We start from the raw sequence: 16,932 nt of genomic DNA, 5'->3' as shown, positions 1-16,932 counted from the left end.
CAGACATAAAAAAACCGGAACCTGAGTTCCGGTTTTTTTTATCCAGGCGTCGATTACTTAACGAATTCTTCGCCCAGTTGGATATCTTTCTTCAGGGTATCCAGCATGCCTTCCATCGCGTTTTTCTCAAATGCGCTGAGGGTGCCGATAGCTTTACGCTCAACGATACCGTTTTTACCCAGCAGCAGCGGCTGGGAGAAGAAACGTGCGTGCTCGCCGTCGCCTTCAACGTAAGCGCATTCCACAACGTTGCTTTCGCCTTTCAAAGCGCGAACCAGAGACAGACCGAAACGAGCCGCAGCCTGGCCCATAGACAGCGTTGCGGACCCGCCACCGGCTTTCGCTTCAACCACTTCAGTACCCGCGTTCTGGATACGTTTGGTCAAGTCAGCGACTTCCTGCTCGGTGAAGCTCACGCCAGGGATCTGGGACAGCAGCGGCAGAATGGTTACGCCAGAGTGGCCGCCAATCACCGGGACTTCGATATCCGTTGGCTGCTTGCCTTTCAGCTCAGCAACAAAGGTGTTGGAGCGGATGATATCCAGCGTAGTGACGCCGAACAGTTTGTTCTTATCGTAAACACCCGCTTTTTTCAGCACTTCTGCGGCAATCGCCACGGTGGTGTTTACCGGGTTGGTAATAATACCGATGCAAGCTTTCGGGGCAGTTTTCGCCACTTGCTCGATCAGGTTTTTCACAATACCCGCGTTCACGTTGAACAGGTCGGAACGATCCATACCTGGTTTACGTGCAACACCTGCGGAGATCAGCACCACATCTGCACCCACCAGCGCAGGGGTAGCATCTTCGCCGGAGAAACCTTTGATTTTCACGTCAGTCGGGATATGACTCAGATCCACCGCAACCCCTGGGGTTACTGGCGCAATGTCATACAGAGAGAGTTCTGAGCCTGAAGGCAGTTGGGTCTTAAGTAGAAGGGCAAGCGCCTGGCCGATACCGCCAGCTGCGCCGAGGACTGCAACTTTCATCCTAAACTCCTTATTATGGTTAGCAAAATCGTGCCGTAACTCCATGCGGTGGCGACCATAATCCAGAGAGGAGATAATTACAATCTTCCCACCGCCAGATTGCGATATAAAGCAATCACCGACCGCGTTGCTGCTGCATTTACTCGCCGGGAGGAACGACGCCATAGCGCCCGGTCACGACCTGATGTGGTTACATCAACGGCGGTTACATTACCCCTCCGCGCACACCAAAACAACATCATTTTGATAACATTTAATTTACTTTGAAGCTTATTTGCGAGTCGTGACACAGGCATGTTCGCCGATAACGAAATTTGATAAAATCGCCCGCTTTCATAACATTATTTCAGGCTGATCTCCGCCGGATGATTCTCCCACTCTATTCAGGCCGCCGTAAAACCAGGCACCTGAAGGAAGATGAACAATTTGCATAAAAATTCATTTAAATGCATAATAATGTTATCTCTTTTACCCAGGATAGGTTATTTATGCGTAACTCCTCAAAACAAGAAGAATTAGTAAAGGCTTTCAAAGCATTACTTAAAGAAGAGAAATTCAGCTCACAGGGCGAGATAGTTCAGGCGTTACAAAACGACGGCTTCGAAAACATCAACCAATCCAAAGTTTCCCGCATGCTGACCAAATTCGGCGCGGTAAGAACGCGTAATGCAAAAATGGAAATGGTCTACTGCCTGCCTGCCGAGCTGGGCGTCCCGACGACCTCCAGCCCGCTAAAAAACCTGGTTCTGGATATCGACTATAACGACGCCGTCGTAGTGATCCATACCAGCCCTGGTGCCGCACAGCTCATTGCTCGCCTGCTGGACTCACTGGGAAAAGCGGAAGGTATTCTGGGCACCATTGCCGGGGACGACACTATTTTCACCACGCCAGCCAATAACTTCACGGTGAAAGAGCTGTACGAAGCCATCCTGGTGCTGTTCGAACAAGAGCTGTAATCACTCCCCCTCTTCTCAGCCCGCCGTCATGATGCGGCGGGCCTCTCATTCGGTAATCTTCCGTAAATAAACCTCAATCCAGCGTATGGAATTGCTTCAATACCATTCCACAGGGCATTGTTCTGCGTGTTACCGCACAAATAGTCAAATTCACCCATATCTATGATTTTACTTATATTTAACAAAAAAGCCGTGATAAAAACGTCTTTTTAATAACTATCAGGAATAAAAAATCATTTCGTTAATTTAAAGTTGCATAGGCAACAATTAGCATGGTATTAATTTTTCCCGTAACTAGTGTATACTTGATTTCGTGATGAGGGTCACAGAACGATGACCCAACCAAAAGAATACGACGAGGAAAAAACCATGAACATGAAAGCCACTTTAGTTACCGCCAGCCTGCTCTCCGCTCTGTCATTCGGCGTTTTCGCCGCTGACTCTATCGACGCTCAGCAAGCGCAGAATCGCCAGTCACTGGGTACCGTTTCCGTTGATGACATCGGCAGTTCTCCGATGGATATGCACGAAATGCTGAACCAAAAAGCTGAGCAAAATGGTGCTTCCGCTTATCGCGTGATCGAAGCACGCACCGGTGGACACTGGCACGCAACGGCAGAACTGTACAAATAAGCATTCTTAGCCCTAAGCCAGTTGAATAGAGTTGAGTAGATACGTTAAGCCTCGGCGGCCCCAAGTAGAAAAATCGCGATTAAGCCCTTCCGGCCGCCACGTTAAACCTTCAGGAGTAAAGACTATGAAAACCAAATTAACTATCGCCGCACTGAGCCTGCTGTCCGTTATCTCTTTAGGCGCTAACGCTGCCGCACACCAGATCAACAGCGAACAAGCTCAAGGCCTGCAATCCATGGGTTCCATTTCTGTAAGCCAGGTCGGCAGCGCGCCAATGGATATGCGTCAGGAATTGTCCCAGAAAGCCACAGAACAAGGTGCCTCTGCTTACCGCGTGATTGAAGCCCGTACCGGTGATAACTGGCACGCAACCGCAGAGCTGTACAAATAAACCCTCGTCGTACTTGTCCTACGACTTTGCCCCCGCTCGCCGGGGGCTTTTTTTATGGCCGCCGATCAAGCGCTAACCGTGAATGTTAAAACGGAGCTGGCCTTCCAGTTCTTCTTCTGCCTCGTCAAAAAGCAGAATGAGCGCGCCGAACCTGCGCCGTTTGCTCTCCGGCAAATGCGCAAACTCGATCTCCACGGGCAGCGGTAACATTGACGCCGTGACCACGTCCCACAGGCTATCCAGATCGTGAACCTGCTCTTTGCGTAGCGCGAGTTGCTCCGCAAACTGGCGATAGAAAGCCAGGTTGTCGTCGATGTGGTTAAAATCAAAAGTAAATTTTTTCATCGCTGCCGCCCCGACTCTTTTAAGCAAGCGCTGAGCTAAAGCCCGCCGATATGTAGCGTTTTCACTTCAAGGAACTCGTCCAGCCCCAGCACGGAGCCTTCACGCCCTAATCCCGACTCTTTCACGCCGCCGAAGGGCCCCAGTTCCGTAGAAACAGCACATTCATTGATCCCAACCATGCCACTTTCCAGAGCCTGCGAGACGCGGAAAACGCGCTGTAAATTCTGGGTATAGAAATAGGCCGCCAGCCCAAATGGCGTATTGTTGGCTCTTTCGATGACCTCTTCTTCCGTTTCAAAGCGGAAGCAGGCCGCAAGGGGGCCAAACGTCTCTTCCCTGGCCAGTTTCATATCATCGTTAGCGTTGATGATGACGGTGGGCTGCCAGAAATTGCCGCCCAACGCATGGGGCTTGCCACCGACAAGCGCTTTCCCACCTTTCGCCAGCGCGTCATCAACATGCTCTCGTACTTTTTCGACCGCAGATTGCTCAATCAGCGGCCCGACAATCACGCCCTCTTCCAGGCCGTTGCCTACTTTCAGCTTCCGGACTTCTTCAGCAAGCTTATTCACAAAACTGTCGTACACATTTTGCTGGATGAAGAAACGGTTAACGCTGACGCAAACCTGGCCAGCATTACGGAATTTGTTAGCAATGGCACCTTTTACCGCCGCATCAATATCCGCGTCATCAAACACGATATAAGGCGCATTGCCCCCCAGCTCCATCGACACTTTTTTCATCGTTTCTGCGGCATTACGCATCAGCGTTTTGCCCACCGCCGTTGAACCCGTGAAGGAGATTTTGCGCACCTGATGGCTGGCCATAATGGCATCGCTAATTTCCTGGGTTTTCCCGGCCACGGCATTCAATACGCCGTCCGGCACGCCGGCCTGCTTCGCCAGTTCAAGCAAAGCAAAAGCGGAAAGAGGCGTGTTATTCGCGGGCTTTATCACTCCGGTACAGCCAGCGGCCAGAGCAGGCCCGAGCTTGCGGGTCAGCATCGCCATGGGGAAATTCCACGGCGTGATTGCCGCGACTACGCCGAGGGGTTCACGCGTGGCCAGAATGCGAGAACCGGGCTTAACCGGAGGAATAATCTCGCCGTTGGCGCGTTTGCCCTGTTCAGCAAACCACTGAATGAAGCTGGCGGCGTAATCCACTTCACCCTCAGCCTCGTTGAGCGGCTTCCCCTGCTCAAGGGTCATTAACCGGGCGAGCCAGCTTTTGTTCGCCAGCATCAGTTCAAACCAACGGTAGAGAATTTTAGATCGCTGTTTGGCGGTTTTCGCCCGCCAGGCGGGGAAAGCTTTGCTGGCGGCCTCAATCGCGGCTTCGGTTTCTCGTTTGCCGGCTCTTGCCACTCTGGCCACTATTTCTCCCGTAGCAGGATTCAGCACATCAAAAGTGTCTTCGAGCGAATGCCACTTGCCTGCGACCAGATAGCCGGTTTTAAAGAGCTCACTTTGCGGGAGTGTCTGATTCGTCATAATAGCTCCTGTTCGTAAGTGTTCATCCCATGGACCGCAGTTAAGTATAGATAGAAAAAAGCCGACGCAGGCGTCGGCTCAGAGTTGCTGACAAAGAGGGAAAAAACGTGGTTTTTCCCTCTTTGTCATTATCAGCCGAAAATCAACGCATTGATTTTCCTTTTTGTTTAAACGTGCTATCTGATATTTCTTCTATCGCCAGGTGCTTGTTAACTGTCTAAAGCCGACGCAGGCGTCGGCTCTTCAGGCTAAGGTTGGGCTCAGGCGTTAATCAGCGTGTGCCGGTAGCGATGTAAAATGTCCGCCAGCCGCTTCACCGGCTCGGTGACCTGCCGCGGCGCTTCCCACAGGCGAAGCTTCTCTTGATAGATTTCCAGCTCGCCTAAAAGGCTTTCGTAATAGCGCTCTCGCTTATCATCACTGCTGGCAGAAATCACCTTATCCGCCGTTCTACGCAACTGCCGGTGGAAGGCAGAGAGATCGTCATTGACCGGGATAGGCGCATCGCGCAGGCGTTGATGCGCGATGATTAGCGTCAGCGCAAGGCGATAACGATCTATGTCGCCAGGGAACATGTTCAACAGTAAAAACAGCTGCTGATACAGCGCCGGAAGGTGATTCTCTTTCCGCCGGGCATTATTGGTCGTCAGCGCCGATACCGCAGCGGAGACAAACTGGTTCAGTAGCGTGCGGCCCGTGCGCTCTTTCGAATTATCTCGGATCAGCAGGATCACCATCATGGCCAGGAAACAGCCGACGATCTGCCCCAGCGCGCTGTCGAGGAAGCTGCTGAAATGGAAAGTCATCGGGTTATCCAGCACGATAATATTTATCGTCCCGGCCAGCGCGCCCATAGAACCCAGCCGCCGCTTCTGCACCTCAATGCCCATAAAGAAGCCCAGCAGGGCAAGGCTGATACACAGCAGCAGCATACTCTGCTGCGTGGACGGCAGCACCACAAGGAAGTAGAACGCGCCGAGCGGCAGCGCCACCAGCATGCCATACAGGAAGTCGAGCGAAACCATGCGCGGGTTAGGCAGGCGCATTGCCAGCGCCGTCACCACCGCAATCATCACCATCGCGCCGCTGCCGGATGTCCAGCCGGTCCAGAGCCAGAACAGGCTTCCAAGCACGCAGGAAATCGTCGTGCGCCAGAAGTTAATCATCGCGTGATGGCCCTCGGCGGATTCCACCTTCACCACCGCTTCACCGTTCAGCACTTCTTCTTCAATCGCGCTCACGCGGCTATTCCCAATAAATCCGCGCTTCAGCAACAGATAGCGGGTCGAGGCGGAAACCCAGGATCCGATGGTTATCGGCGTGGCCTTTTCGCCCATCGCAGATATCGCTCGGCGCAGCACTTTCATCCGCTTATAAACGTCGTCGGCGGTTTCCACTTCGACGGCAAAAAGCTGGCGGAATTCTGGCGTGACGTATTCGGGCCGGGTGTTTTGAATCAGGAAAGTTTCACAGGCCTGGGTGATCAGCGTCAGCGAAAGGGTGTTGATCGCTTTCAGGCGTCGGTTGGCCTTCGCCCAGCGGGCGGATTCCATATTCAGGTTGGCACGCATGCCGTTCAGCGCGGTGACTTTACGCACCAGCCCGCTCCAGGCTTTATCCACCTCTTCTTTGTCGCCGTGGGCAATACAAAGCTGCATCAGGCGGTATTGGTCCACCAGCAGGTTATCCAGCTCCCGGTCAATCTCCTGCTTGATGGAACGCGGAGAAAACAGCAGATCGGCGACGATGGCACACACAATCCCGATAACGATTTCGCTACAGCGTTCAACGGCAAACTGCGGCGTAGTCAGCGGAGCAACCTGAATAGTGACCACAATAATCAGCGCAGTGTAGCCCGCGAGGCCCCAGGCGTAGGAGTTTTCGACACGAACAAGCGACGAGATCCAGGTACAGAATCCGGCCCAGATACAGCACACCAGCAGCATGACAACCGGGGCACGTATCAGCGTGATGATGATAACCAGTGCGGCCGCACAGCCAATAAATGTCCCGATAATACGCAGCATCCCGCGGTAGCGTATGGCCCCGGAATAAGGCTCTCCTCCAGCGGCAAAGGCTGGCCCGGCGGCCACAATCGCGGCGGTCAGCACCGCCCAGCGCGGTGTTTCCAGCTCAAAATGAAAACCGACAAACACCGCCAGAACAATGGCGAAAGCGAGCTTTATCGCAAAGCGGACGTGCAGCCTGGAAATGTTATACATAGCGGCCTGCTTAACCGAACTCGCGCAGACGATGCATCAGCTTAATAAAGGCTGAGTCATTCTCCGCTTTGCGGTCTTTTTCTCCCGTCACAACGACGGTGGCCGTTGTCCCGGCGGGATACAGATTCCCCATCTGTTCATCAAGGCGGATTCTTACCGGCACACGCTGAGCAAGGCGCACCCACTCAAGGTTGGAGTCGACCGTTGCCATCCCTTTTGAATCACTGGTACTGCTGGCGTTCGTCACCCCGGCAGAGATACTGTCGACGCTGCCGCGCAGCACGCGGTTACTGCCGAGCGGCGTGATTTGTACGCGATAGCCCGGACGAATTCCTTCCAGTTTAGTCTCTTCCATGTAGGCCAGAATGTAGAACGAATTCTGTTTCACCAGCGCTACGGACGCCGCGCCGCGGTTAATAAATTCCCCGGTGTGCACGTTAAGGTTGGTTACCCAGCCGTCCGCTGGGGCACGAATGACCGTGCGCTGCAGGTCTAGTTTGGCCAGATCGCGCGTCGCCTGGGCTTTATCCAGCTGATGAAGAACGGTTTGCAGCGAGTTGTTGGACTGATCAATCTCTTCGCGCGACATGGCCTGAATGCCAAGGGAGTTACGCCGCCCGGCTTCACGACGTTTTTCAGAGGACAGCGCCTGGTAATAAGCCACGTCAGCTTCGGCCTGCTCGAGCGCTTTCTGGTAGCGCGGCTGGTCGATGGTGAACAGCACCTGGTCTTTTTTCACCAGTTGGTTGTCCTGAACGTTGACGCTGGTGATAAGCCCGGACACGTCCGGCGCAATGGCAACAACGTCAGCGGTGAAACGCGCGTCTCGTGTCCACGGGGATTCGGTGTAAAACACCCACGCACGGAAGATAGCGATGAAGGCCAGCAGCACCAGCAAAAGCGTGATAGCGGTACGGGTTATGTTTCTTGTTAGTATTTTCACATCAACCTCAAACGAACAAACGCGAAATCAGATAAAAAAGGCAGCAATAGAGCGCTGTATTGAATAATGCAGGGTGCCAGACAAAATCATAAATGCCGGTTGGGGTCAGCAGCCGACGCGCCAGCCAGAACGCGGCGAGCGACAGAATTAATTCGAAGAATATCGGCGGAAAGGAAAGACCGAATATTACGATAACCGGAAATAGACTCATTTTGACCTTGATAAGATAATGCAGGCGATACATAACTCGACGACAAACCGCGACGGAGAGGCCAGAAAAGGCGGGTGAGCGTGCGGTATGAGCTATGTTAATAATAATATATTAACGTAACTGTTACCCTGTTATCTATAATGTGTGATCTAAATCACTTTTCACTCAGAGTGAACAATGGAACGACTGAAACGTATGTCGGTGTTTGCCAAAGTCGTTGAACTTGGCTCCTACACCGCTGCCGCAAGGCAGCTACAAATGAGCGTCTCTTCCATCAGCCAGATCGTGTCCAAGCTGGAAGATGAGCTACAGGTTAAGCTGCTTAACCGCAGCACCCGCAGCATTGGCCTGACCGAAGCCGGCAAAATTTATTATCAAGGCTGCCGCAAAATGCTGCACGAAGCACAGGAAGTCCACGAGCAGCTTTACGCCTTTAACAACACGCCTATCGGCACGCTGCGCATCGGTAGCTCTTCAACTATGGCACAGAATGTTCTCGCCGACATGACCGCCGAAATGCTGCGTGAACATCCCGGCCTGACCGTCAACCTGGTCACCGGCATACCGGCACCTGACCTGATTGCCGATGGTCTTGATTTGGTCATTCGCGTCGGCGCTTTGCAGGATTCGAGCCTGTTTTCCCGCAGACTGGGGTCAATGCCAATGGTGGTTTGTGCCGCCAAAAGCTATCTGCACATTCACGGTACGCCGGAAAAACCGGCTGATTTGGCTAACCATTCATGGCTGGAATACAGCATCCGGCCGGATAATGAATTTGAGCTGATTGCACCCGAAGGGATCTCGACCCGCCTGTTGCCGCAGGGCCGCTTTGTCACCAACGATCCGATGACGCTCAGCCGGTGGCTGAAAGCCGGGGCAGGTATTGGCTATGCGCCGCTGATGTGGGTGATCGACGAGATCAATAGCGGACAGCTGGAGATCCTGTTCCCTCGCTATCAGTCCGATCCCCGTCCGGTGTACGCGCTGTATACCGAAAAAGACAAACTGCCGCTGAAGGTGCAGGTATGTATTAACTATCTGACGAACTATTTTGTGAAGGTAGCGGAGCTTTATCAGGGCGTACAGGGCAGGAACGGGAAGGCAAAACAAACGGGCCGGAGCTAGTCCGGCCTCATATTAACTCAGGCAGTGCCGCCCACGGTCAGGTTATCAACCTTCAGGGTTGGCTGGCCGACGCCAACCGGCAGGCTTTGGCCTTCTTTACCGCAGACGCCGACGCCGTTATCCAGCGCCAGATCGTTCCCAACCATCGAAATTTGCTGCATGGTTTCGATGCCGGACCCAATCAGCGTGGCGCCTTTCACTGCCCTGGTTACCTTCCCTTTTTCGATCAGGTAGGCTTCCGAGGTGGAGAACACAAACTTACCGGAGGTGATGTCTACCTGACCACCGCCAAAGTTTGGCGCGAAGATGCCGTAATCCACGGACTCGATAATCTCCTGCGGCGTGGATTTCCCGGCCAGCATGTAGGTGTTGGTCATGCGCGGCATCGGCAGGTGGGCATAGGACTCACGGCGACCGTTCCCGGTAGGCGCAACGCCCATCAGGCGGGCATTGAGCTTGTCCTGCATATAGCCTTTAAGAATGCCGTTTTCGATCAGCACGTTGTACTGACCCGGCACGCCTTCGTCATCAATAGAGACGGAACCACGGCGGTTAGCCATCGTGCCATCATCCACCACGGTACAGAGTTCGGAGGCCACCAACTGCCCCATCTGGCCGCTGAAGACCGAAGTCCCGCGGCGGTTAAAGTCGCCTTCCAGACCGTGCCCGACCGCTTCGTGCAGCAGCACGCCTGGCCAGCCTGCACCTAATACAACAGGCAGCATGCCAGCAGGAGCCGCCACGGCGGACAAATTCACCATCGCCATACGTACGGCTTCTTTCGCCCAGGCATCAGCCCGCACTTCGCCGTTCACGCTTTCCAGGAAATACTCATAGCCAAAACGACCGCCGCCGCCGCTTGCACCGCGTTCGCGCTTACCGTCTTCTTCAACCTGAACGCTAACCGACAGGCGCACCAGAGGGCGAACATCTGCCGCCAGCGTCCCGTCCGTGGCCGCAACCAGAATCAATTCATACACGCCGGTCAGGCTGGCGCTAACTTCCTGCACTCGGGCATCCGCGGCGCGCGCAACGCTGTCCACGCGTCTCAGGATGTCGAGCTTCTCTTCACGCGTCATGCTTAGCAGCGGATCGGCGCTGGTATAAAGCGCACTATGCGGAACGTTACCCAGCGTACGGGCACGCCCGTCGCCCTGCTCACGAACGATGCTGCGAGCCGCATGAGCGCTTTGCTCCAGCGCTTGCAAAGTAATTTGATCGGCATAGGCAAACCCGGTTTTCTCACCGCTAACCGCACGAACGCCAACGCCCTGATCGATATTCCATGAACCGTCTTTAATAATGCGGTCTTCCAGCACCCAGGATTCATGATAGCTGGACTGGAAATAGAGATCGCCGTAGTCAAGACGGCGCTCGGACAGCTGCCCGAGAATGGAAAACAGATCTTGATGGGTTAAGCCATTCGCAGACAGCAACTGCTCACTTACCAGGTTAAGACTCATCGTTTCGCTACTCTTATTGCTTATCGCCCGTTTGGCGAGGAATGGTTTATTTATGGAGCTTGCGGCAATTAACCGCTAACGTCAAATCAGTGAGCTTCGCTGGTGCGCGGCTGCCGCAGCACTTCATCAATTTTTGGTTTATCTACCGGGCCGGTAATGCTGTAGCGCAGCACCGAGATTTTGCTCCACAGCGGGCCAAGCACTTTACTGGCGGCAAACACCGCGGCACCGACTATCGGGTTAACCGCGAAAGCTGTGGCCACACCTACCGTCGCGGAGATTTCAGGGGCGACAACCGCTTCCATATTTAGCTCGCGACGGACTAAGTCTACCGAACCTTTCATCGCGATATCCGCCTCAAGCCCGTCAACCAGCGTGTCGTCAGTATGCAATACGCCATCTTTTATCCAGGCGGTGCTGCGAATCGAGTCGTAGTAGAATCCGCTGCCAAAGGTATCGCTAAAATCGAAACGGAGTTTGCGAAGCAGCGCGTCAAAGCTGACCAGACGCAGAAGCTGGCCCGCATGGCCCGTGCTGACGTCGGTAATTTGCCCTTTCCCCAGCCTGGTATGCAGAATACCGTTCAGCGAAGCTTCATCCGGCTTCCAGGGCACCGCCCGCCAGTGCAGGTCATAATCAACGTCGAAAGAAGAGCCCTGCAGCGGCGTTTTCACGCCAAAGAAGTTCGCGGCCGCGTCGAGCTTCTCGCCCTTCAGCTTGCCTTTCAGTGAAGTACGTTCGCTGCCGGGCTTATTCACCCACTCACCGTCGGCGGTGAGGCGAGCAAAGCCGGTATCAATCAGCCCATTGGCCAGCTGCAGCGTGTCGCCATTAATGGTCACATCCCCATCGATACGGCCATATTTCTGTCCCCACAGCCAGCACTCCGCGCAGCGCAACTGCACATTTGGCCAGCCACGGAAGCTAAGCGTATCGCCGCTTTCCGGGACCTGCAGCGTCTCCGTTCCGTTTGCACCACTCGGGAGAACGCTCCAGTTCGGGTTGAAATAAAGATACTTAACGCTGGCCTGCCAGGGCGCGTTGTTCTTCATGCTCAGCGAGGCATTAATTTCACGCCCCTGGGCCTCAACCTGCGTGCCGTTCATCTCCGGGCGAGAAACCAGACTCAGGTTATGCCATTGCTGGCCCGCCAGCGTTAATGCCGGGGTCCGCAGCGTCACTGCGGACGGGAAGACGGCAGATCCCCCAACGCTGTCCGCCGCGCCTTCACTGAAGAGCGCCAGCCACTGAGCGCCGTCCATTGCAGGGAGATCGAGCTCCACGCCCGGTTGCTCTGGCAGAGGCGGCACAGTTTTACTGTCTGTCGCCCAAATAGCCCGGTCGAGGGTGAGTTTCTTACTCAGCAGCCAGCGGCTGGAGAAGTGATTGAGCGCGCCTGCATTGCCCGTGAGATCGAAGCTCTTTAAATCGCCCTTAACGGCGATATTCAGCGGCAGCGCTGCCCCGGATTTTTTATCTACAGGCGCAGGTAAGTGACTACTCACATTCTTCAGATCGCCCGCCAGATTGACCTTGTAACTGGCGCTGCCGTGATAAGGCAGCGTAATACCCACGTCGCCTTTCCACGCGATGTTCCCGCTGAGCGCGTCGTTGACCTGCTTCGGCAACACACCGGTTTTATTGGGCTGCCAGTCGCCGCTCAGGTTGACGCCAATCTGATAGTCTTTATCGCCAGTTTTGGTGTTGAAGTTCAGGCTCAACGGCTGATTAAACCAGTTCGCGCTCATCGCTTCACTCTGCAGGTCACCGTTGGTAAAGCTGAATTTGCCGCTCAGATTATGCAGCGTACTGTTCAGCGGTTTGATCAGCAGCGTGTTGTTGTTCAGCCGCACATCGCCTTTGGCCGTTGTCATTTCACCAGTGAGAGGAATATCCAGATGTAAGCGGGCATTCACATCGCCGCCAATCTGGAGTTCATCCAGCGCGGCAGCCAGGGAATCCTCCAGCGGCGTATCTTTGAAATAAGGCCCTACCGCATTGCCCGGGCCATTGATGTCGGCATCTATCAGCAGCTTTTCTTTGGCATAATCGGGGATGTTTGCCGTCAAGTTAGTGGCCGTTACACCGCCCAGCTTGACCGACTTGCTGTTCATCCACAGCCCGTTATTGATGAAATCTAGCGTGATATCGAGGTTTTCCAGCGCAGGCCAGTCCGGCTGGAAAGCAAATTTTGCGTTACGAAGCGGGACGTAAACCTCAAACTGGCCTTCATTGTGCTCGTAGGGGAAAAGATGTGGGTTGCCGCCGTACACCAGCGTGGCGTTATCGGCCTGACCACCCTGAATCGCCGAGCTGAGATAATCCGTCAGCTCTTTGCCCATCAGGTTTTCCGGGAAGTAGCGCCAGGCGTCCGCACCGTTATCGGTGCTAATGCCCGCCAAAATGCCCAGCCACGGATCGCCGCTGGCGGGCTGGAAGTAGCGGAAATCGCCACGCGCCCAAACGGAGCGAGCCTTAACGTCGATATTCTTGCCGTCTAGCTGGAAGCCGTCTGCGTTTTTCTGCCAGGCAAGCGTCGCTACGCCTTTCTCAATCTCAAGCGGCGCGCGGAAGACGGTTTCATAAGGCATTTTTGCGTCGGTTATTTCGGCATTAAGCTGCCCGTTTGCGACACTGCCGGTCACCGATCCAGAGAAGTGCTCCGCGCCAGGCAACAGTTTCCACTGCTTCCAGCTCACATCTTTCCACCGGGCCTGCAGACGAGTCAGCTCGGTTTGCTGGAGCGGAATGTCCAGCGCCAGCACGTCAATGTGGCCCTGAGGCTGCAGCGAAGTCCAGATATCCCCCAGCTGCGGCGAAATTTTGGCGGCAATCGGCAACAGGCCATTAAACCTGTCCAGTTCCATATTGCTGGCGCGTACGCGAAGTTCATCGCTGCGCTGGCTTTGTTTCCCGCCTACATCCTGCGGGGCTACCCAGGCCACAGAGAGCGAGCCTTTCGGCCACGCCTGGTCATCCAGCGTGATATTGGTAGAAGGGACGGAGATCTGCCAGCTGGATTTCTCCCGGCTGACCTGAGCGGTAAGATTATCGACCGAAAGCGAGTGCGTCACGCTGCCGGAACCCGGCCAGCTTGCCCCGCCTTTTTTCAGCCAGATGCTGCCGCCGCTGATATCCCCTTCTTTCACGTCCATCCAGGCTTCGAGGCTAAAACGGGCGCTTTTCAGGTCGACATTGTCTTCCATCCAGCGGCCCAGCCAGGGCTTCACGTCTACGTCATCTGCCTGCAGCCAGACCTTGCCGTTGTTCAGAATCCCGTTTTCGTCCCGCAGATCCATACGAACGTTGGCCACGCCGTGCTGGCCGTTAAAGCTGGACAGGCTGACCTGGCCTTCCGCGCGGTGGCGGTTTTTACCGTTAAGCCAGGTAAGCTGAGGAATAGAAAGTTCGGCCCGCTGGCCGGAGAGCGTCAGGAAGCTAAGGGAGCTGTCGCGGAGATCGAAGTGATCGAACTGGCGGAGGAAAAGATCGCTGATTTTATCCGCTTCCAGCGTACTATCGCCGCCATTCTGGCTGAGCGGCGTGTTGGTACGCATTTGCAGCTGATAGAAGGTCAAATCGCGAAACTGCCAGCGGGCGTGAAGCAGGCTTTGCCAGACATCCAGCGCCAGCGTAACGCGTTTGATACTCAGCGTGCCGCCGTCTTTGAGGCCGGCCTTAACGTCGCGAACATCAAGCGTGGGGCCAAAATTCTCCCAGCTTGCCTGTAAATTACTGACTTCCACCGGCACGCCGGTGGCGGCTTCAATTTTATCCAGCAGCGCGGGCCGCCAGGCATCCAGGTGCGGCAAAACGAGCCGCAGGCCACTCACCAGTAGCGCGACGATAACAACCAACGTTACGCCTGTGAGCAGCAGAATGCCGGGCAGTCGCCTCACCTTTCTCTCCTTGTCAGCCTTACGGGCAAAATGCGCATCCGCACATTTGAGGTTGCTGACAAAGAGGGAAAAACCACGCTTTTTCCCTCTTTGTGATTATCAGCCGAAAATCAACGAATTGATTTTCATGTTTTTTTGACTAAACGCCCGGTATTTCTTCTATCACCAGAGGTTTGTCAGTCGTCTGCAATGCGCATTCGCGCATTTACATCATCACGACGTCGAACTGTTCCTGATTGTAGAGCGGTTCAATCTGAACTTTGACCTGTTTACCCACAAAGATTTCTACTTCAGCCAGCGCGTGAGACTCTTCGCTTTTCAACGCCTCGCCCACCGCAGGAGAAGCATAGACCAGGAAACGGTCGGAATCGTAGGCATGATGCACACGAACGATTTCACGCATAATTTCGTAGCAAACCGTTTCCACCGTCTTTACGGTGCCGCGACCGTGGCAGGTCGGGCATTCGTTGCACAGCACATGCTCTACGCTTTCGCGCGTGCGCTTGCGGGTCATCTCGACCAGGCCGAGCTGGGAGAAGCCGTTAATGCTGGTCTTCACGCGATCTTTGCTCAGCGCCTGCTCGAGAGAATGCAGGACGCGGCGGCGGTGATCTTCATTACTCATATCGATGAAGTCGATGATGATAATGCCGCCCAGATTACGCAGCCGGAGCTGGCGCGCGATGGCCTGAGTCGCTTCGATATTTGTATTAAAAATTGTGTCGTCGAGATTGCGGTGGCCCACAAACGCGCCGGTATTAATATCCACCGTTGTCATCGCTTCGGTCTGGTCAATCACCAGATAGCCGCCGGACTTCAGTTCCACCTTACGCTCCAGCGCACGCTGGATTTCATTCTCAACGTCGTAGAGATCGAAAATCGGCTGGCGGCCGCTGTAATGCTCGATTTTGCTGGTCATCTCCGGCATGTACTCGGCGGTAAATTCCAGCAGCATTTCGTAAGTCAGGCGGGAATCAACGCGAATTCTGTCCAACGCCGCGTCGGCAAAATCACGCAATACGCGCTGGGCCAGCGCCAGTTCACCGTACATCTGGTAGCGGGTTTGATTGCGTTTTTTACGCTCGCTGACCTTGGTCCATACGCGCTTCAGGTAAGCCGCATCAGAGGCTAAGTCTTCTTCACACACGCCTTCCGCAGCGGTACGAATAATGAAGCCACCATGCTCATCGCAATACTCATTCACGATACGCTTCAGGCGGTCGCGCTCGGCTTCGCTTTCGATACGTTGGGAAACACCCACGTGAGAAGCGCCGGGCATGAAAACGAGGTAACGGGAAGGAAGCGTGATGTCGGTGGTCAGGCGCGCGCCTTTGGTGCCCAGCGGATCTTTGACCACCTGCACCATTAAATCCTGCCCCTGGCGAACCAGTTCGGCGATGTCGCGCACGCTAAAGTTCTTTTGCTCCTCACCGGCGACGCACTCGGTATGCGGCATAATGTCAGAAGCATGAAGGAATGCCGCCTTGTCCAGGCCAATATCTACAAACGCCGCCTGCATTCCAGGCAACACCCGGCTAACGCGACCTTTGTAGATATTCCCTACTATTCCGCGGCGCGCTTCGCGCTCAATATGAATTTCTTGCAGTATGCCACCGTCAATATAGGCCACCCGCGTCTCTGATGGGGTAACGTTGACTAATAGTTCAGCCGTCATCTTTTCCTCGTCCGTCACGCAGCGCGTGAAAATTGCTCAGCAACTCACCAGTTTCCACCAGCGGTAATCCCACCACTGCATGATAACTGCCATTAATCCTTTTAACGAAACAGCCACCAAGCCCCTGAATGCCGTAAGCTCCGGCTTTGTCCATAGGTTCACCGCTGGCAATATAGTCGGCAATATCCTGTTCCGATAAGCGGCGGAACGTCACATCGGTCGCCACCAACGCTTCCAGCACCTGACTGGCGTCGGCTATAGCAACTGCCGTCATCACCTGATGCTGATTGCCTGAGAGCAAACGTAGCATCTGTGCGGCATGCTCTGTATCCCGTGGTTTTTCCAGCACTTCGCCGTTAAAGATAACGATTGTATCCGCACCCAGTACAGGCAAATCTTCGGCGGCCATCGCCACCCCGGCCTGCGCTTTTTCGCGCGCCAGACGGCGAACATACTGTTCCGCGCTTTCGTGCGGCTGCCGCTGTTCTTCAATGCCAGGCACGAGGCGCTCGAAAGAAACGCCCAGCAGGGTCAGAAGCTCCTGACGGCGAGGCGAACCGGATGCCAGATACAACGTAGTCATGTTT

At 54.6% G+C, this 16,932-nt stretch carries 14 protein-coding genes; 4 read left to right on the top strand and 10 right to left on the bottom strand.

Going from position 1 to position 16,932, the window contains the following annotated elements; all coding sequences use genetic code 11:
- Positions 1–53: 53 nt before the first annotated feature.
- Positions 54–989, bottom strand: a complete 936-nt coding sequence (mdh, locus tag F3J28_RS16010) for a malate dehydrogenase (RefSeq protein ID WP_008454883.1) — start codon at positions 987–989, stop codon at positions 54–56.
- 488 nt (positions 990–1,477) lie between these two features.
- Between mdh and argR the strand changes: the two genes are divergently transcribed.
- From argR to yhcN (F3J28_RS15995), 3 genes are all read left to right on the top strand, one after another.
- Complete coding sequence (argR, locus tag F3J28_RS16005) at positions 1,478–1,948, top strand: transcriptional regulator ArgR (RefSeq protein WP_008454885.1); 471 nt, start codon at positions 1,478–1,480, stop codon at positions 1,946–1,948.
- A 369-nt stretch (positions 1,949–2,317) separates the two neighbouring features.
- Positions 2,318–2,581, top strand: a complete 264-nt coding sequence (yhcN, locus tag F3J28_RS16000; protein WP_008454886.1) for a peroxide/acid stress response protein YhcN — start codon at positions 2,318–2,320, stop codon at positions 2,579–2,581.
- A gap of 124 nt (positions 2,582–2,705) precedes the next feature.
- Positions 2,706–2,972 (top strand): peroxide/acid stress response protein YhcN, encoded by a 267-nt coding sequence (gene yhcN / locus F3J28_RS15995; protein WP_039298220.1) that lies wholly within the window; start codon positions 2,706–2,708, stop codon positions 2,970–2,972.
- A gap of 72 nt (positions 2,973–3,044) precedes the next feature.
- Here yhcN (F3J28_RS15995) and F3J28_RS15990 read toward each other — a convergent pair whose 3' ends face one another.
- The 5 genes from F3J28_RS15990 to aaeX form a co-directional block, all read right to left on the bottom strand.
- On the bottom strand, positions 3,045–3,317 hold the full coding sequence (locus tag F3J28_RS15990) for a barstar family protein (RefSeq protein ID WP_039288194.1): 273 nt from the start codon (positions 3,315–3,317) through the stop codon (positions 3,045–3,047).
- A 35-nt stretch (positions 3,318–3,352) separates the two neighbouring features.
- Positions 3,353–4,807 carry an NAD-dependent succinate-semialdehyde dehydrogenase gene (locus tag F3J28_RS15985; RefSeq protein WP_166877725.1) on the bottom strand — a complete coding sequence of 485 codons (1,455 nt, stop codon included), beginning with the start codon at positions 4,805–4,807 and terminating at the stop codon, positions 3,353–3,355.
- Positions 4,808–5,067: 260 nt separating this feature from the next.
- Positions 5,068–7,029: a p-hydroxybenzoic acid efflux pump subunit AaeB gene (gene aaeB, locus F3J28_RS15980; protein ID WP_166877722.1), complete on the bottom strand. Its 1,962-nt coding sequence runs from the start codon at positions 7,027–7,029 to the stop codon at positions 5,068–5,070.
- Between the two features lie 10 nt (positions 7,030–7,039).
- Positions 7,040–7,972, bottom strand: coding sequence for a p-hydroxybenzoic acid efflux pump subunit AaeA (gene aaeA / locus F3J28_RS15975; protein ID WP_008454891.1), 933 nt, complete (start codon positions 7,970–7,972; stop codon positions 7,040–7,042).
- 7 nt (positions 7,973–7,979) lie between these two features.
- The gene (gene aaeX, locus F3J28_RS15970) at positions 7,980–8,183 is read right to left on the bottom strand and encodes a p-hydroxybenzoic acid efflux pump operon protein AaeX (RefSeq protein ID WP_008454892.1); all 204 of its coding nucleotides are present in this window, start codon (positions 8,181–8,183) and stop codon (positions 7,980–7,982) included.
- A 177-nt stretch (positions 8,184–8,360) separates the two neighbouring features.
- On the opposite strand from aaeX, the gene aaeR reads away from it, so the two are divergent.
- The gene (gene aaeR, locus F3J28_RS15965) at positions 8,361–9,308 is read left to right on the top strand and encodes an HTH-type transcriptional activator AaeR (protein ID WP_034807694.1); all 948 of its coding nucleotides are present in this window, start codon (positions 8,361–8,363) and stop codon (positions 9,306–9,308) included.
- A 17-nt stretch (positions 9,309–9,325) separates the two neighbouring features.
- Here aaeR and tldD read toward each other — a convergent pair whose 3' ends face one another.
- The 4 genes from tldD to F3J28_RS15945 all read right to left on the bottom strand — a co-directional run bounded on the left by tldD (position 9,326) and on the right by F3J28_RS15945 (position 16,928).
- A complete protein-coding gene (gene tldD / locus F3J28_RS15960) occupies positions 9,326–10,771 on the bottom strand; it encodes a metalloprotease TldD (RefSeq protein ID WP_166877719.1) in 1,446 nt (481 codons plus the stop codon).
- 86 nt (positions 10,772–10,857) lie between these two features.
- Positions 10,858–14,670 carry an AsmA2 domain-containing protein YhdP gene (gene yhdP / locus F3J28_RS15955; RefSeq protein ID WP_166877716.1) on the bottom strand — a complete coding sequence of 1,271 codons (3,813 nt, stop codon included), beginning with the start codon at positions 14,668–14,670 and terminating at the stop codon, positions 10,858–10,860.
- Positions 14,671–14,875: 205 nt separating this feature from the next.
- A complete protein-coding gene (rng, locus tag F3J28_RS15950; RefSeq protein ID WP_039288211.1) occupies positions 14,876–16,345 on the bottom strand; it encodes a ribonuclease G in 1,470 nt (489 codons plus the stop codon).
- Complete coding sequence (locus F3J28_RS15945; RefSeq protein ID WP_166877714.1) at positions 16,335–16,928, bottom strand: Maf family protein; 594 nt, start codon at positions 16,926–16,928, stop codon at positions 16,335–16,337. Before F3J28_RS15945 ends, rng begins: the two co-directional genes overlap by 11 nt.
- Positions 16,929–16,932: the final 4 nt, after the last annotated feature.

The organism is Enterobacter sp. Ap-1006 (genome assembly GCF_011752835.1).
Taxonomy (GTDB): domain Bacteria; phylum Pseudomonadota; class Gammaproteobacteria; order Enterobacterales; family Enterobacteriaceae; genus Cedecea.
The sequence above is the reverse complement of the archived record's forward strand: the minus strand, read 5'-3'. Positions and strand labels throughout refer to the sequence as shown.

Excerpts from the sequence above, each read along its gene's own strand:
- mdh (WP_008454883.1), bottom strand. The coding sequence starts at position 989 with ATGAAAGTTGCAGTCCTCGGCGCAGCTGGCGGTATCGGCCAGGCGCTT.
- argR (WP_008454885.1), top strand. The coding sequence starts at position 1,478 with ATGCGTAACTCCTCAAAACAAGAAGAATTAGTAAAGGCTTTCAAAGCA.
- yhcN (WP_008454886.1), top strand. The coding sequence starts at position 2,318 with ATGAACATGAAAGCCACTTTAGTTACCGCCAGCCTGCTCTCCGCTCTG.
- yhcN (WP_039298220.1), top strand. The coding sequence starts at position 2,706 with ATGAAAACCAAATTAACTATCGCCGCACTGAGCCTGCTGTCCGTTATC.
- F3J28_RS15990 (WP_039288194.1), bottom strand. The coding sequence starts at position 3,317 with ATGAAAAAATTTACTTTTGATTTTAACCACATCGACGACAACCTGGCT.
- F3J28_RS15985 (WP_166877725.1), bottom strand. The coding sequence starts at position 4,807 with ATGACGAATCAGACACTCCCGCAAAGTGAGCTCTTTAAAACCGGCTAT.
- aaeB (WP_166877722.1), bottom strand. The coding sequence starts at position 7,029 with ATGTATAACATTTCCAGGCTGCACGTCCGCTTTGCGATAAAGCTCGCT.
- aaeX (WP_008454892.1), bottom strand. The coding sequence starts at position 8,183 with ATGAGTCTATTTCCGGTTATCGTAATATTCGGTCTTTCCTTTCCGCCG.
- aaeR (WP_034807694.1), top strand. The coding sequence starts at position 8,361 with ATGGAACGACTGAAACGTATGTCGGTGTTTGCCAAAGTCGTTGAACTT.
- tldD (WP_166877719.1), bottom strand. The coding sequence starts at position 10,771 with ATGAGTCTTAACCTGGTAAGTGAGCAGTTGCTGTCTGCGAATGGCTTA.
- rng (WP_039288211.1), bottom strand. The coding sequence starts at position 16,345 with ATGACGGCTGAACTATTAGTCAACGTTACCCCATCAGAGACGCGGGTG.
- F3J28_RS15945 (WP_166877714.1), bottom strand. The coding sequence starts at position 16,928 with ATGACTACGTTGTATCTGGCATCCGGTTCGCCTCGCCGTCAGGAGCTT.